Raw genomic sequence first — 15,375 nt, 5'->3', positions numbered from 1 at the left:
CGCAGTCTGCGTCGATCAGGCCCGCAGCTGCCAACCGTCGAAGCCGTGCACGCGGTTGCGGCCATCGCCACGCGCCTGCTGCAACGCGTGCCGCGCACGGGCCAGCAGGGTATTGCTGTCGAGCGCGGTTGGCGTGGCAACGTCCACCACACCTGCGCTGAGCGTCAACGGGCCGGTGGGCCAGTGCGCGTCTTCCACTGCCTTGCGCAAGTCTTCGGCAGTGGCAAGGGCTGCAGATGCAGCGGTCTCCGGCAGCGCCACGCAGAATTGATCGCAGGCCAGACGCGCCACGAGTGCGTCAGCCGGAAGCTGCGCTTCCAGCAATGCAGCCACCTGAAGCAAGGTGGCATCGGCCGCTGCCGCGCCGGCCTGCAATTTTTGCCGCTTGAAGCCGTCCAGTTCGAGCAGCATGAAACCCAGGGGCGCATCGGCGGCAGAGCTGGGCGCGTCGGCAAGCGCGTGCAAAGCGTGCTCCAGCCCGGCGCGATTCCATCGCCCGGTGAGCGCATCGCGCAGTGCATCCAGCTCCACCAGCCGCGCGGCCTGTTGCAGTTCGATGGTGCTGACGACTTGCCTGGCCAAGGCTTGCAGCGCGTCGCGCTCGGTTACCGACAGGCGCCGCGGAACGCGATCCAGCACGCACAGGGTTCCCAGTGCGATGCCGTCCGGGGTCAATAACGGCGCGCCTGCATAGAAGCGGATCTGCGGCTCGCCTGTCACCAGCGCGTTGCGCGCAAACCGCTTGTCCAGGTGGGTATCGCCGACTTCCATCACCTGATCGGGTTCGAGGATGGCATGCGCGCAAAACGACAATTCACGCGGCGTCTCGCTCTGCTGCATGCCGAGCCTGGATTTGAACCATTGCCGATGGGTATCGACCAGCGAGATCAGCGCCATCGGCATCCGGCAGAGCGCGGCTGCGATCGAGGTGAACGCGTCGTAGCTCGGCTCCGGTGCGGTGTCCAGCAGGCGGTAGGCATGCAGTGCCTCCACGCGCTCATCTTCGTTGGCCGGCAGGCGCGCCCCCGGAATGGCGTTGACGCCTCCTGGCAGTAACGTTGCCTGGATCAGGTTCAACGCGGGTGCATCGGGTATCTGCATGCAAAGCACCACCGGGAACAAGGCGCCATCAAGGCGATGAGGGTTTGACGCGACAACGCACTGGCCGATGCGACTGCAACCTTGGCAAGGCACCGGTTCCCAGGGCAGCGGCATATCGGCGAGCGCCTGTCCGGATCTTGCCACAGGAACGCGTGGCTGGCCGGTGCCGGGCTTTCAGTCCCACGGACGCAGCGGTCTCAGCTGCACGACAGGGTGCAACGCGCCTCCGGCGATGCAGCACGGAAGTTCACCGCATCGGCGTGCCGCGGCGCTGCCCGATGCCAGGCAGCATGCTTGGCCAACTCACTCTCCCTGGCCAGCCTTGCCGGTGGGGCGACGGCTTTGCTCGTCGTGCACCTTCAGATCTTCCTGGCCCGGGCGTTGCTTGGCGGCATCGTCGTGCTTGCGGTCTTGCTGGCTCTCGGTCACGCCGTGCGCATCGTCGGCGACGTCATCGGGCTGCTGGTCTTTCTTGCTCATGGTGTGGTCCGCTGTGGAGTGAAGCCGGACGTTAGCGCGCGCGATGTGATCCCCACGCCACGGCGACCGGCCGGCCCTGCACCGCAACACCCTCAAAACGCGCAAGCCCCGGAAACATGACGTCTCCAGGGCTTGTGCGTTTGACTCGATGGTGGAGCGGAAGGGGATCGAACCCTCGACCTTCGCGATGCGAACGCGACGCTCTCCCAGCTGAGCTACCGCCCCACGTGCTTCGATTCTACCCACAAGCCGCGCGGTTCGCCAAGCGAAGGGCGCGGCCGACGGTGCGAGGCGGCACTGTCGTGCGGGCTGTCGCCTTACTCGCGAACCAGCGGAAACTTGAGGTCCGGGTTCTTGGCCTTCCATTCCTTGTACGACACCGACCCTTCCCAGGCAGCGAAAGCCTTCGGCGTGCGGCCACGACCGGACCAGGTTTCGCCGGTGTGCGGTAGCTCGTACTTGGGCTTCACTTCGCTGCGGCCGCTCTTGACCACTTCCTTGCGCGCGGTAGTGGTGCCCAGGTAAGCGGCAATGTCGTTGCGCTGCTTGGTGTTGAAGTGACCGGCGAACTGCTCGAGCAGCGAAACGATGGTGGCATGCGCAGAGGATGCCTCGCTCGCGCGCTCGGTTTTCTCCTGTTCTTCCAGCTTCTGCAATTCGTCCAGCAGCTTGGCTTTGGCTTGCGCGATGGAATCCAGTTTCGAAGAGGTATTGCTCACAGAGGTATGGCCTCGGAATAAGAGTGGACACGCCGCCCGAAGGGCGCGCGGCATTATGGCATGTGGCCCGGGAGCGGCCGTTGTGGAACAGGGGCTTGCACATGGCGTGAACAGGCTTTTCACGACGCCTGTTCGAACGCTTTCGCATTGTCGCTACGGGCGCTGCTGGGCCGAAGGCTCACGTTAGCAGACCCGACCACGACGATACAGGAGCATGTCATGAGTGACGACAAACGCAACGTCGGTTCGCCAGACCGCGACCGCATCAACGTCAATGAAGCCTATGAGCTGCAGTACTGGACCAAGACCCTGGGCGTCAGCGCCGAGGAGTTGCGCGCGGCCGTGCAGAAGGTGGGGCCAATGGCCGCCAGCGTACGCCAGCACCTGGGCAAATAAGCGGAAGGTCCGTCATGAGCCTGAGCGAATATCGCCGCAAGCGCAGCTTTAACAAGACCCGCGAGCCGGAGCCGGGCAAGGCCCTGCCGCCGGGGCAGCGTGCGATCTTCGTGGTGCAACTGCACCACGCCAGCCGCCGCCATTACGACTTTCGCCTGCAGGTGGGCGATGCGCTCAAGAGCTGGGCGGTGCCGAAGGGTCCCAGTTACGACCCCAAGGTCAAGCGCATGGCAGTGGAGGTGGAAGACCACCCGGTCGATTACGCCAGTTTCGAGGGCGAGATTCCCAAAGGCGAATACGGCGGCGGGCATGTGGCGCAGTTCGATCATGGCGTGTGGGCCACCGCGGGCGACCCCGAAGCGCAGTTGGCCAAGGGACATCTGCGCTTTGAGTTGTTCGGCAACAAGCTCAAGGGCGGTTGGCATCTGGTGCGCTCGGGCAAGCCGGCGCGGCAGCCGCAGTGGCTGTTGTTCAAGGACGACGATGCCTACGCCGGCACGTTGGAGGCCGATGACCTGCTGGCCGACGTCGCTGCCGCGCCTGCCGAGGATGTACGCCGCGCAGGCGCCGGCAAGACCCAGCGCAAGGCGCTGACGACCGTGCCGCCGCCGGCGGCGAAGAGGCGTGGTACCTGGGCGAAACAGGCGCTGGCGCTGAGCAATGCACGTCGCGCCGAGATGGAAGATGCCCCGTTTGCACCGCAGCTGGCCAAGCTGGGGCAGTCCCCGCCAGAAGGGGCGCAGTGGCTGCATGAAATCAAATGGGACGGTTATCGCATCCTGGCCACCGTGACCGACGGCAAGGTGAGGCTGTGGTCGCGCAATGCATTGGAGTGGACCGACAAGACGCCGGAAATTGCCGATGCCATCCGGTCGCTGGGCCTGCGCAGCGCGCAGATCGATGGCGAACTGATCGCCGGACGCGGCACCAAGGACGACTTCAACCTGCTGCAGGCCACCTTGTCCGGCGAGCGCCAGGTGCCGCTGGCGCTGGCGGTATTCGACCTGTTGCATGTGGACGGGGTGGACATCAGCGAGGCGCCGCTGCGCGAACGCAAGCGGCTGTTGCAGCAGGTGCTGGAGGCTGCACCTCACACGCATCTGGCCTATAGCTCGCACGTCGAAGGCGATGGCACCGAGGCGTTCCGGGTGGCCGGGCAACAGCACTTCGAAGGCATCATTTCCAAGCGCGCAGATCGCCCGTATCGCGATGGGCGTAGCGACGATTGGCGCAAGACCAAACAACTGGCCAGCCAGGAGTATGCGGTGGTCGGCCACACCGCGCCCAAGGGCAGCCGCAGTGGCTTCGGCTCGCTGTTGCTGGCCGCGCCGGATCCGGTGCATGGCTGGTTGTATGTGGGCCGTGTGGGCTCCGGGTTCTCCGATGCCTTGATGCGCGAGGTCACCCCGCAACTGGAAGGTGGCGGGCGCAAACCCACCGCGCATATTCCCACCGAAGACACCGACCTGCGCGGCGCCACCTGGTTTGCGCCGCGCTTTGTGGTGGAGGTGTTCTATCGCGGCATTGGTGGGCAACAGTTGTTGCGCCAGGCATCGTTCAAGGCGCTGCGCCCGGATAAGCGCATTGCCGATCTGGCCGACAGCGATGCCGGAAATGGCCCGGCTACACCGTTCTCTGCCAGGCGTTCGGCAACAACGCGTGCTGCCAAAGACGCAGCAACGCAGGTGCCCAAACGTGCAGCGACGCGGGCAACAGCGCCTGCGCTTAAATCTGCGGTTGCCACACCTTCCTCGGCTGCGCTGCCGACGCTGTCCAGCCCGACCAAGCTGATCTACCCGGATATCCGCGCGACCAAGGGCGATGTCTGGGACTATTACCAGGCGGTGATGGACCACCTGTTGCCGCAGATCGTGGGACGGCCGCTGTCCATCATCCGCTGCCCCAGCGGCGCGGAAAAACCGTGTTTTTTCCAGAAGCACCATACTGCCGGCCTCGAGCGTGTGAGCTCGGTCAAGCTGACCGAAGAGACCGGAACCAACGCGTATTACCTGGTGGTCGAAGACGCGCCTGGCCTGCTGGAACTGGTGCAATTCAATGCGTTGGAATTCCACCCCTGGGGCTCGCATGCGGACCGCCCGGACGTGGCCGACCGGGTGGTCTTCGATCTCGATCCGGGCCCGGACGTGCCGTTTGCCGAGGTCAAACGCGCGGCCAACGATATTCGCAAGCTGCTGGCGCAGCTTGAGCTGGAATCGTTCCTGCGTGTGTCTGGCGGCAAGGGGCTGCACGTGGTGGTGCCCCTGAACCCCGGCTGCGATTGGGAGGTGACCAAGCGTTTCGCCAAGGGATTTGCCGATGCCCTGGCGCAGGCGCAGCCGCAGCGGTTCATCGCCACTGCCACCAAGCGGCTGCGCAACAAGCGCATCTTCGTGGACTACCTGCGCAACGGCCGTGGCGCCACTGCGGTTGCGTCCTATTCGTTACGCGGCCGCCCGGGGGCGCCAGTCGCGTTGCCGCTGGCGTGGTCGGACCTGTCCAAGCTGCAGCGCGCCGATGCATTCACCTTGCGCGATGTCCCGGAGAAGCTGCGCCGTCGGCGCAAGGATCCCTGGGCAGACATGGACGGCATCCGGCAAAACCTGGCGCGCTGGGCAGAGCAGGACGAGGAGTGACGTGCTACGACGGAGAGAATGCCGGCGTCGCCGCCGCGCGGGCGCGACCGGTAGCGAAATCGCCGTGCGACGCAGGCGCTTCGCAAGGTCCTCACGCCTTCCAATACTGCTTGCGAGGCGGTCTTCGCCGGTTCGGCGCCGCTCGCCTGTACCTGACGAAGAGCCCGCATCGCTGCAGGCTCCGCGCCATCACCGCGGCAATCCTAAGCCGCAGTGTCGTCCAGCAGCGGCATCAGCTGTGATTCCAGCAGGGCACGACGCCATTGGCCCAGCGCCGCAGGCCAGCTGCGTTGTTCCATCAGGGTTTCCAGGTGGCGGCGCGAGGCCAGCAGGCCGTCCGGCAGGCCGAGTTCGCGGCTACGCTGCGCCACGGCGTCCTGCAGCCGTTTGAGTACGGCCTTGTTGCCGTCGGTGGCGGCCTGCGCCAGCGGCGCGTGCTCTTCGTCCGGCAGCGGGATGTTGAGCGCATCCCACACCGCGTTGGCAAGCTTGCGCGGCGCCTTGGGGAATTTATCGAACTGGCGCAGCAAGGCTTCCAGGTCGGCGGGCGGAAACCGCGCCAGCTGGCTGGCCAGTTCGTTGTCCAGGATCCAGCTGCGCGGTCGATCGCTCTGCCGCGCCTGCAGGTCGCGCCAACGCAGCAGGCGCAGCAGGCGTCGTTGCGCGGCCGGTTCCAGGAACTGTGCGGCACGCAGGCTCACATGCGGCCAGCGCTCGCCATCGTCGTGCTCCACCGTGGCGAGCAGGCGCTCGGCATCTTCGGCCAGCCACTCCAGACGGCCCTGCTCGGCGAGGCGGCGGGTGAGCGCGTCGTGGATCGCAAACAGATAGCGCACGTCGTCGGCGGCATATTCCAGTTGCGCCGGCGACAGCGGGCGACGCATCCAGTCCGAGCGTGTCTCGCCCTTGGTCAGCAAGGTGCCGGTGACTTCCTGCACCAGTTTCTGGTAGCCCATGCCGCCGCCGACACCGGTCAGGGCCGCGGCGATCTGGGTGTCGAACAACGGCCGCGGCAAGGCGCCACACGCGCATTTGAATGTGACCAGGTCTTCGCTGGCGCTATGCATCACCTTGACGATGTCGGTGGCGGTCAACCACTCCTTGAGCGCCGCGTTCATGCCCGGGATCAGCGGGTCGATCAGCAGGATCTCATCGCCGATGGCCATCTGCACCAGGGCCAGCTGCGGCCAGTAGGTGCGCTCGCGAATGAATTCTGTATCCAGGCCGATGCGCGACGGTCGCGCTGCCTGCAGGCGGTCAGTCAGCTCGGAGGGGTGGATGATCCAATGGGGCACGTGATTTCCGTCGGCGGCAAGGGTTTGCGCAGAGCGCGCAGAATAGCCTAACGTCGCGATCGCCTGTCGTGCGGCAGAGCACTGGAAGGAGCAGGTGGTGGGTGAGTGCGGTGACCGGATGGCAGCGTGGGCAATGGTCGCGCTGAGGGCGACTGGCAAAATTCCTGCGCAGCCAGCAGGCGGGCGCGGCCGCGGTGCGGAATCGGCATCTGGCACGCCTACGCTCCGGTTCCTGCGCGCCCGCCTTGCCCGCCCGAGCGCTGCTCGCTGCGTTTTGTTGGCCGCTCTTAGCCTGTGCGCCTGTTCGCGCACGCCGACACCCGCGCCTGCGGCTGCGCCGCAACCGGCACCTGCCGCCGTGCCGAGCAAGCCGAACGTTTCCATCGGTGGCGAAGAATCCGCCGAAACCGTGGCGCAATGGCAACCGCCGGTGGTGGAGTTGGGCGACGAGCCCCTGGCGCAGGTGCGCAAGCGTGCCGACCAGGCATTGCGGGAAGACCGCCTGTATCGCGACGCCGGTGATGCGATCCCGTTGTATCTGGCGATCCAGCAGCGCGCCGGTGGCAAGGATGCAGCCAGCCGGCGTGGCCTGGAGCAGGCGCGTGACCGGTTGCTCGAACGCGGCGCGGCGCTGATCGCACAAACCGAGCGCCAGGATGACGCGTTGGAGCAGGCGCGTGAGGTGGCCTTCGTCGCGCTTGCCCTTGCGCCACAGGACCCGAAGGTGCGCGCACTGCAGCGCGAGGTGGAAACCGCGCAGCGCGTGCTGGCGTTCAACCGCGCCGGCGAAGAAGACCTGCGCGGCGGGCGGCTGGGCGAAGACGGCAATGGCGCGCTGGTGAATTTTCGCGATGCCGCGCAATTGGATCCCGACAACCCGCGCACCCGGCAGGGCCTGGCCGCCGTGGAAAGCGGCCTGCTGGAGCGCGCCGAACAGGCGGCGCAGGCGAGCGACTTCATCGGTGCACGTTACTGGCTGCAGATGGCGGGGCAGGTACGCGATCGTGCGCCCACCATCGCCGATGCGCGCGCGCGGGTGGAACGCGTGCGCCGGGCGCAGATCGCGGCGTTGCACGACGCCGGTCTGCACGATCTGACCTCGCCGCGCGGGCTCAAGGCGGCCGGCGAGAAGCTTGCCGAAGTGTTGCGCATCGCCGACCCCGGAGATCCGGTGGCCGGCGATCTGCGCCGCCGGCTGGAACTGGCCACGCATTACGGCAGCTTCCGTCCCGGGCAGGTGTTCACCGACGGGCTCAAGGTCGGCGGGCGCGGGCCGCAGATGATCGTGGTGCCGCATGGCGCATTCCAGATGGGAGCCGGCGATGCGGAGCCGGGCGCTTCCGACAACGAGCGCCCCGCCCATTACGTGCGCTTCGCACGCGGCTTTGCGTTGTCGATCACCGAGGTCACGGTTGCCGAGTTCCGCCAGTTCGTCGATGCCACCGGCGCACGCCCGCGTGCCACCCGGCGTGGGCATTCGGTGGTTTACGACGAGCGCAGCGGCAACTTCATCCGCCGCAGCGGCGTGGATTGGCAGTCCGACTACAACGGCGCCCAGGCCGCGCCCAACAGCCCGGTGATGCACGTCAGCATTCGCGACGCCGAAGCGTATGCGAGCTGGCTGTCGGAACAGACCGGCCGCCATTACCACGTGCCCAGCGAGGCCGAGTTCGAGTATGCGGTCCGTGCCGGCACCACCGGACGTTACCCGTGGGGCAACGCGGGCTCGCCGCCGGCCGACGCCGGTAATTTCACCGGCGGCAACGACGTTTCGCGCAGCGGCCGGCACTGGAACAACGGCTTCGTCGGCTACGGCGATGGCTTCTGGGGTCCGGCGCCGGTCGGCAGTTTTCGCGCCAACGCCTGGGGTCTGCACGACATGGGCGGCAACCTGAGCGAATGGGTGGCCGACTGCTGGCACGCCAGCTACCGGCGTGCACCGGCCGATGGCGCTGCCTGGTACAACCCGGGCTGCCGGCAACGCATGATCCGTGGCGGCAGCTGGGCCAATTCGCCGCAACAGACGCGCGCGGCCTGGCGGCAGTCGCAGGATTCGGACACCACCAGTGCCCGTATCGGCTTTCGCGTGGCACGCGGAATCTAGCGACGACCTACGGCGGATGGGCGCGTCGATCGTGCGGTTCGTGACTGCAGGCTTCGGCTTGCCGTCGCTGTCGCCGCGAGCGCTTTCGGCTCGGCCCTAAAATCTGGGGACGCCTTGGCGGGGGCGTGTTCGCTCCGACAGAGTCGGCTCGGGGCGCGGCTAGGCGAGACAGGCATCTGTCGTGCACGACGAGAAACACTGCCGAAAGAGCGCTGCAGTCGCGCGAGCGCCTCTGGGGATCGAGGACCCGCGGACGGCGGGCGCTTCCATCCAGCAACGTTCCGAGGACGACGAACGCAAGCGAAATTTCCGAGGCGGCAATCCCCGGCCGTTAGCGGTGCAGTGGGCGCTTGCAGGCGATGCGCCGCGCTGACCAAGCGTTGTGCGCAAGGTGGGGTTCAGTTGGCTTAACAGCGATGAACACCGCGTGCATGCGCAGTGAAACCGGCCGTGTCTGCTGTGGTCAAATCGCAACCGCTATCAAGGGACTGCCGTCATGGGCATGGGGATCAAAATGTTTCGTTGGGTGATTGCGATCTTGCTGATCGGCGGCAGCGGCTATGCCGTGGCGCGGCATCTGCAGGACAGTAATACGGCTGGGCATTACGGCTCGGTCGAAGTTCTCCGCCCGGAAGGGACGCCCAAGGCGATGGTGATCCTGCTGCCCGACAGCGCTCATCCGCAAGACAGCCAGAAGCTGGCCGACCTGCTGAGCGACGATGGCGCGCTGGTGGCAGTGGTCGACACCGCAAACTATCGTGAACACGTGCGCTCGCACCAAGCCGCCTGCAGCTCGCTGGCCGACGATGCCGAGCGACTGGGCAAGAAATTGTTGCGCGCCGAACACGTCGATGCGTTCCTGCCGCCGGTGCTGGTGGGGCAGGGCGATGGCGCGGTGCTGGCGCGTCAGGCGGTGGCCTCGGCCGCGCCCGACGTGCTGGGCGGCGCGGTGGTTGCCGACGCCGGCACCAAGGATCCAGGCCTGGCGTGCTCGCGCGATCTGCCCAATGCCAGTCAGGGCTTCCTGGACGATCTGGCCGATGCATCCAGCCCGATGCAGATCGCAGCGGCCACACGCGGGCACTTCCTGGCTGCGCAGTCGCAGGGCCTGGGCGACCTGCCGCTAGTGGAACTCCACGCACCTGGCAGCGACCGTCTGGTGGTGATGTTGTCCGGCGATGGCGGCTGGCGCGAGCTGGATAAAGGCATTGCCGCGCAGTTGCAGCAGCAGGGCGTGTCGGTGGTGGGCTGGAATAGCCTGCGCTACTTCTGGGGCAGCCGCACGCCGCAGCAGGTCGGGGCGGATCTGGATCGGGTGATCGCCAGCTATCGCCAGCGCTGGCATATCCAGCACGTTGCCCTTGTTGGGTACTCGTTCGGTGCCGATGTGTTGCCGTTCGCCTATCCGGAACTGTCGCCCCAGCAACGCGCTTCGGTGCAGTTCGTCAGCCTGCTCGGCCTGGGCCACGAGGCCGACTTCAAGGTGCGCGTCGGTGGCTGGCTGGGCTGGCATAACGACGCCGAGCGCGATGTGGAGCCGGCCATCCAGGCGCTGGACGCGCACCGCCTGCAATGCATCTACGGCAACGAAGAAAAGGACACGCTGTGCCCGGAGCTGCGCGCACGTGGCGTGCAGGTGCTGGCGCGTCCGGGTGGGCATCACTTCGACCACGATCCGGTGGTGCTGGCCAATCTGCTGATGGAGGGCTGGCAGCATGCAGCGCAGACGCCGATCGCGGAAACAGCAAGCCGCTCCTGAAGCCGCTTGCAACCGGCGAAGCGTTGCATAACGTTTTCTGGATTGGTTGATCGACAAGCGGTGATCGCCAATGAGCACCTTCCTGCGAAGGTGCTCAACATTGAAGTGCTGCTGGCGGCCCTGCTCCAGCGAAACCGCGGACTCGCCCGACCCTGTGGCGTGTTTCGAAGGCGCTCTCTGGCACCGCGCCTATCCTTGTGGCACTCCGTGCAATGGGCACCTTCGAAGAGTTCATGTCAGCGCTTAGCGCCGACATTGCTGCAGGAGCGACGGCGCTGCGCATGGCTTGCGGTCAGCTTTCGCCAGACTCCACACGCACCTGGATGCTGCCATCGGCCAGCTGCGCGCGCAGGCGTTCGCCCGTGACCACCTCGGCGGCGCTGCGCACCACGCTGCCGTCGGCAGGGCGGGTCACGATGGCGTAGCCGCGCGCGACTGTGGCCAGCGGGCTGACCGCTTCCAGCGAGCGTGCAATGCTGCGCAGTTGCAGCTGATCATGCTGCAGGCGGCGTTGCATCGCCGCCTGCGGGTGCAGTGCCCGCAGGCGTTGCTGCAAGCCGGCCAGCTGACGTTGCGGGTTGTGTGCTTGCAGCTGCGCTTGCCCACGCTGTACACGCGCCTGCAAGCGTTCGAGCACCTGCATCATGCGCGCACGCAGCTGGCGACCGGCGTCTTGCTGGCGGCGATGGAGCAGTTGCAGGCGCGCCTGCGGGCTCTGCGCACGCAGCCGCAGTGCCAGTCTGTCTGCGCGTTGCATGGCATTGCCCAAGGCGTGTTGCTGCAGTTGGGTCATGCGTGCCTGCGCACGCCGCACGCGCGCGACCAGCTCGCGTTGATCGGGCACCAGCAATTCGGCCGCGACCGAGGGCGTGGGCGCACGCACGTCGGCCACGAAATCGCTGAGGCTGAAATCGGTCTCGTGGCCGACTGCAGACACCACCGGCGTCTGCGCGGCGGCGATCGCGCGCGCCAGGCGTTCGTCGTTGAAGGCCCACAGATCTTCCAGCGAGCCGCCACCGCGGGTGATCAGGATGACGTCGTAGCGCCCGGAAGCATCGGCGCGTTGCAGCAGTGAGGCGATCTGTGCGGCAGCGCTGTCGCCTTGCACCAGCGAGGGCAGTAGATCCACTTCGAGCAGCGGAAAACGCCGCGCCAGCACGCTGAGCACATCGCGCACCGCCGCGCCGCTGGGCGAGGTGATCACCGCCAGCCGCTGCACATGCGCAGGCAGTGCCTGCTTGCGCTCGGCATCGAACAGGCCTTCGGCGGCAAGACGCGCGCGCAGTTCGTCGAAGGCGCGACGCAGGGCGCCTTCGCCGGCTTCTTCCATATGGTCGAGCACCAGCTGATAGTCGCCGCGTGCTTCGTACAGGGTCACGCGCCCACGCGCGAGCACGCGCAGGCCTTCGCGCGGCTGAAATTTCAGCCAGGTGCTCTTGGGCTTGAACATCGCGCAGCGGATCTGCGCGCGCGCATCCTTGAGTGTGAAATACAGATGTCCCGACGCGGGACGGGTGACGCTGCTCAGCTCGGCTTCTACCCACACCAGCGGGAAGCTGCCTTCCAGCAGGTCGCGCGCCAGTGAATTGAGCTGGCTGGGAGTGAGGATCTGATCGTTGCGGTCGGCCATCGCTGCATTATCCCGTAGCGACGACGGTCATGGGTGATCTGCTGCGAATGCCGATGCCGCCGGTGGCTGCGCCGATCGCGTGCACGTGCAGGCCGCGGCTGCTGCATGCGCGACGCGTGCGGGTCAGAGGTCGTGTTGCGCCAGCGCCCAGCCAACGTGTTCGCGCACCAGCGCCGAGTCGTCGTGGCGACGCGCTTGCAGTGCGGCCAGGACCTCTGGCGTGCCAGGCGCATTGCCCAGGCCCACGGCAATATTGCGCAGCCAGCGCTCGTGTCCGCTGCGGCGGATCGGGCTACCCTCGGTGCGGCGCAGGAACTCGTCCTCGTTCCAGGCGAACAACTGCGGCAGCGTGGCCACGTCCAGGTCGTTGCGGGCGCGGAAATCGGCTTCGTCGGTGCGCTTGGCGAACTTGTTCCAGGGGCAGATCAGCTGGCAGTCGTCGCAGCCGAAGATGCGGTTGCCGATCGGCTTGCGCATGTCTTCGGGAATTGCGCCGTCGTGTTCGATGGTGAGGTATGCGATGCAGCGGCGCGCATCCAGCCGGTAGGGCGCGATGATGGCTTGCGTCGGGCAGATATCGATGCAGCGCGTGCAGGTGCCGCAATGCGCGGTGGCGGGCGTGTCGATCGGCAGTGGCAGGTCGAGGTAGATCTCGCCGAGAAAGAACCACGAGCCGCCATGACGATCGATCAGGCAGGTGTGTTTGCCGATCCAGCCCAGGCCGGCATTGCGTGCCAATGCGCGCTCCAGCACCGGCGCCGAATCGACGAACACGCGGAACCCGAATGGGCCGATTTCGCCCTGGATGCGCTCGGCGAGCTTCTGCAGCCGGTTGCGCATCAGCTTGTGATAGTCGCGCCCCAGCGCATAGCGCGCCACATAGGCGCGGTTGCCGTCGTGCAAGGTGTTCCAGGCTTCGGTGTCGTCCTTGCGGCCGTAATCCATGCCAACCGACAACACGCGCAGGGTGCCGGGAACCAGTTCCTGCGGGCGCGAGCGTTTGTCGCCGTGCTGGGCCATCCAGTGCATGGTCCCGTACAGTCCTTCCTCCAGCCAGCTACGCAGATGCACCTCGTCCTCGCCCAGCTCAATGCCGGTGATGCCGCACCGTTGAAAGCCGGCTTCGCGCGCAAGCACGCGAATGCGCGCAGCGGCATCGGCAGGGTCGGGGTGGGCAAGGGCGGCAGACATGGCGACAAGTATAGAATTCCCGGCATGTACGCACCGCTCGATCTTTACGACACCACCGCCGCGCGCACGCTCGATGCGCAGGCCACCACGCTGCTCGGCGGCGACGGCTACACCCTGATGCAACGCGCCGGGCAGGCGGCCTGGCAGTGGTTGCTGGAGCGCTGGCCGCAGGCGCGCCGCATCGTGGTGGTCTGCGGCACCGGCAACAATGGGGGCGACGGCTATGTGCTGGCGCGCCTGGCACACCGCGCAGGGCGTCAGGTGCGCGTGGTGCACCTGCCCGAACACGGCCCCGGCTCGGATCTGGCGCAGCGCGCCTGTACCGACTACCTCGCCGTCGGTGGGGCAATCGAATTGTTTCCGTATCCGCTGGCGCAGGCCGATGTGATCGTCGATGCGCTGTTCGGCATCGGCCTGAATCGCGCACCCGATGATGCAACCGCCGCCCTGATCGACGCCATCAACGCGGCGGGCGTGCCGGTGTTTGCGCTGGATGTGCCCAGCGGCATCGATGCCGACCATGGGGTGGCCTTCGGTGCGGCGGTACGCGCAGCACTGACCTTGCAGTTCATCGTGCCGCATCTGGGGCTCTACACCGGCGATGCGCTGGAACATGCCGGCGAGCGTCAGATCGCCGCGCTGGAGGTGCCGCTTTCAGCGTTCGACGGGCTCACGCCAGCCGCACATAGTTGGAGTGGCGAGGCCCTTGCGGCGCAATTGCGCCCGCGTCGCCGCAACACGCACAAGGGCGAATCGGGGCGGGTGCTGTGCGTGGGCGGCAATCTCGGCAGCGGTGGCGCGATCATGCTGACCGCCGAAGCGGCGTTGCGCAGCGGCGCCGGGTTGGTGCAGGTCGCAACGCGCGCCGAGCATGTCACGCCGCTGCTGGCGCGCTGCCCCGAAGCGATGGCGCGTGCCGTGCAGGCCGATGACGACATCGCCACATTGGCCGAGGCGGCAGATGTAGTCGCGCTCGGGCCCGGGCTAGGGCAGGACGCCTGGGCGCAGGCGTTGTGGCGTGCGGCGCTGGGCGCCGCTAAGGCAGTGGTGATCGATGCCGATGGGCTGAATCTGCTGGCCTCCACCAACGTTGCAGCGCATGGTCCGCGCATCTTGACGCCACATCCGGGCGAAGCCGGTCGTCTGCTTGGCCTTTCGACCCGACAGATTCAGCGCGATCGTCCGGCTGCTGCCGCTGCACTCGCAAAACGCTACGACGCCGTGGTGGTGCTCAAGGGCGCCGGCACCGTGGTCGCGTCGCCAGGTCACTTGCCGCGCATCATCGATGCGGGCAATCCCGGCATGGCGGTTGGCGGGATGGGCGATCTGTTGACCGGCGTCATCGCGGCATTGCTGGCGCAGGGCTTCTCGCCGTTCGATGCCGCCAGCCTTGGCGCCTTGTTGCACGCCTGTGCCGGCGATGCGGCCGCGCACGCAGGCGAGCGCGGCCTGCTGCCCACCGACCTGCTTGCCGAGCTGCGCCGCCTCGCCAACGCTGGAGCCATCGCATGATCGACCTCAACGGACAGCTGCACGACGTGCAGGCCACCGAAACCCTGGGCCAGGCGCTGGCCGCCGTGCGACCGGCCAGCGCGGTGGTGCAGTTGCATGGCGACCTGGGCGCGGGCAAGTCCACGCTCGCGCGCGCGCTGTTGCGCGCACTCGGTGTCACCGGGCCGATTCGCAGCCCCACCTACACCTTGGTCGAACGCTATCCGCTGGCAACCGGCGATGAAGCCTGGCACCTGGACCTGTACCGCATTGGCCATGCCGGCGAGCTGGATTTTCTCGGGCTCGACGAGGGCAGTGCGAGCTTGTGGCTGGTCGAATGGCCGGAGCGCGGTGCTGGCGTGCTGCCGCCAGTCGATCTGGACGTTGAACTGGCCGTGGCTGGCGAAGGCCGCAGCGTTCGGTTGCTGGGCCGCAGTGCGATCGGACATGCCTGGATGGAAAGGCTGTCGCGGCAGCCCCAGTTGCAGGCCCTTTTTGCCTCCTCACGAGAAGAATGAACGCCAGGTTATGGATTATTAAGGGAAATTGCCTTGCAATTCACACAGTTGGATGCTT

At 66.9% G+C, this 15,375-nt stretch carries 12 protein-coding genes, 1 tRNA gene and 1 other RNA gene; 7 read left to right on the top strand and 7 right to left on the bottom strand.

The features are described 5' to 3' along the window. Nucleotides 1-15: 15 nt before the first annotated feature. From ACCQ16_RS12120 to ACCQ16_RS12105, 4 genes are all read right to left on the bottom strand, one after another. Nucleotides 16-1,122 (bottom strand): sensor domain-containing diguanylate cyclase, encoded by a 1,107-nt coding sequence (locus ACCQ16_RS12120; protein ID WP_031423069.1) that lies wholly within the window; start codon nt 1,120-1,122, stop codon nt 16-18. A gap of 282 nt (nt 1,123-1,404) precedes the next feature. Beyond that, nucleotides 1,405-1,581, bottom strand: a complete 177-nt coding sequence (locus ACCQ16_RS12115; protein ID WP_008576117.1) for a hypothetical protein — start codon at nt 1,579-1,581, stop codon at nt 1,405-1,407. A gap of 149 nt (nt 1,582-1,730) precedes the next feature. Beyond that, a tRNA-Ala gene (locus tag ACCQ16_RS12110) sits at nt 1,731-1,806 on the bottom strand. A 92-nt stretch (nt 1,807-1,898) separates the two neighbouring features. Then, complete coding sequence (locus ACCQ16_RS12105) at nt 1,899-2,300, bottom strand: H-NS histone family protein (protein ID WP_014090386.1); 402 nt, start codon at nt 2,298-2,300, stop codon at nt 1,899-1,901. Nucleotides 2,301-2,519: 219 nt separating this feature from the next. Between ACCQ16_RS12105 and ACCQ16_RS12100 the strand changes: the two genes are divergently transcribed. Together ACCQ16_RS12100 and ligD are read left to right on the top strand one after the other, a co-directional pair. Continuing rightward, nucleotides 2,520-2,696 carry a DUF3606 domain-containing protein gene (locus ACCQ16_RS12100; RefSeq protein ID WP_008576119.1) on the top strand — a complete coding sequence of 59 codons (177 nt, stop codon included), beginning with the start codon at nt 2,520-2,522 and terminating at the stop codon, nt 2,694-2,696. Nucleotides 2,697-2,710: 14 nt separating this feature from the next. Beyond that, nucleotides 2,711-5,329 (top strand): DNA ligase D, encoded by a 2,619-nt coding sequence (gene ligD / locus ACCQ16_RS12095; RefSeq protein ID WP_372379968.1) that lies wholly within the window; start codon nt 2,711-2,713, stop codon nt 5,327-5,329. A 203-nt stretch (nt 5,330-5,532) separates the two neighbouring features. Here ligD and rnd read toward each other — a convergent pair whose 3' ends face one another. Continuing rightward, nucleotides 5,533-6,624, bottom strand: coding sequence for a ribonuclease D (rnd, locus tag ACCQ16_RS12090; protein ID WP_277572705.1), 1,092 nt, complete (start codon nt 6,622-6,624; stop codon nt 5,533-5,535). A gap of 207 nt (nt 6,625-6,831) precedes the next feature. Here rnd and ACCQ16_RS12085 point away from each other — a divergent pair. The 3 genes from ACCQ16_RS12085 (at nt 6,832) to ACCQ16_RS12075 (ending at nt 10,487) form a co-directional block, all read left to right on the top strand. After that, nucleotides 6,832-6,907, top strand: a non-coding RNA gene (locus ACCQ16_RS12085) — sX9 sRNA. Beyond that, nucleotides 6,899-8,728 (top strand): formylglycine-generating enzyme family protein, encoded by a 1,830-nt coding sequence (locus ACCQ16_RS12080; RefSeq protein WP_228729617.1) that lies wholly within the window; start codon nt 6,899-6,901, stop codon nt 8,726-8,728. The genes ACCQ16_RS12085 and ACCQ16_RS12080 overlap by 9 nt, the downstream gene beginning before the upstream one ends. 496 nt (nt 8,729-9,224) lie before the next feature. Then, the gene (locus ACCQ16_RS12075; protein WP_014090381.1) at nt 9,225-10,487 is read left to right on the top strand and encodes a virulence factor; all 1,263 of its coding nucleotides are present in this window, start codon (nt 9,225-9,227) and stop codon (nt 10,485-10,487) included. 292 nt (nt 10,488-10,779) lie between these two features. Here ACCQ16_RS12075 and xseA read toward each other — a convergent pair whose 3' ends face one another. Together xseA and queG are read right to left on the bottom strand one after the other, a co-directional pair. After that, nucleotides 10,780-12,117: an exodeoxyribonuclease VII large subunit gene (gene xseA, locus ACCQ16_RS12070; RefSeq protein WP_277572706.1), complete on the bottom strand. Its 1,338-nt coding sequence runs from the start codon at nt 12,115-12,117 to the stop codon at nt 10,780-10,782. 123 nt (nt 12,118-12,240) lie between these two features. Further along, the gene (gene queG / locus ACCQ16_RS12065) at nt 12,241-13,308 is read right to left on the bottom strand and encodes a tRNA epoxyqueuosine(34) reductase QueG (RefSeq protein ID WP_011347753.1); all 1,068 of its coding nucleotides are present in this window, start codon (nt 13,306-13,308) and stop codon (nt 12,241-12,243) included. Between the two features lie 24 nt (nt 13,309-13,332). Between queG and ACCQ16_RS12060 the strand changes: the two genes are divergently transcribed. Next, nucleotides 13,333-14,820 carry an NAD(P)H-hydrate dehydratase gene (locus tag ACCQ16_RS12060; protein WP_277572707.1) on the top strand — a complete coding sequence of 496 codons (1,488 nt, stop codon included), beginning with the start codon at nt 13,333-13,335 and terminating at the stop codon, nt 14,818-14,820. Then, nucleotides 14,817-15,317: a tRNA (adenosine(37)-N6)-threonylcarbamoyltransferase complex ATPase subunit type 1 TsaE gene (gene tsaE, locus ACCQ16_RS12055; RefSeq protein ID WP_029819613.1), complete on the top strand. Its 501-nt coding sequence runs from the start codon at nt 14,817-14,819 to the stop codon at nt 15,315-15,317. Before ACCQ16_RS12060 ends, tsaE begins: the two co-directional genes overlap by 4 nt. Nucleotides 15,318-15,375: the final 58 nt, after the last annotated feature.

The organism is Xanthomonas sp. NCPPB 1062, assembly GCF_041481705.2.
Classification (GTDB): domain Bacteria; phylum Pseudomonadota; class Gammaproteobacteria; order Xanthomonadales; family Xanthomonadaceae; genus Xanthomonas; species Xanthomonas euvesicatoria.
Note: the sequence above shows the minus strand (reverse complement) of the source record. Positions and strands in the feature narration are given on the sequence as shown.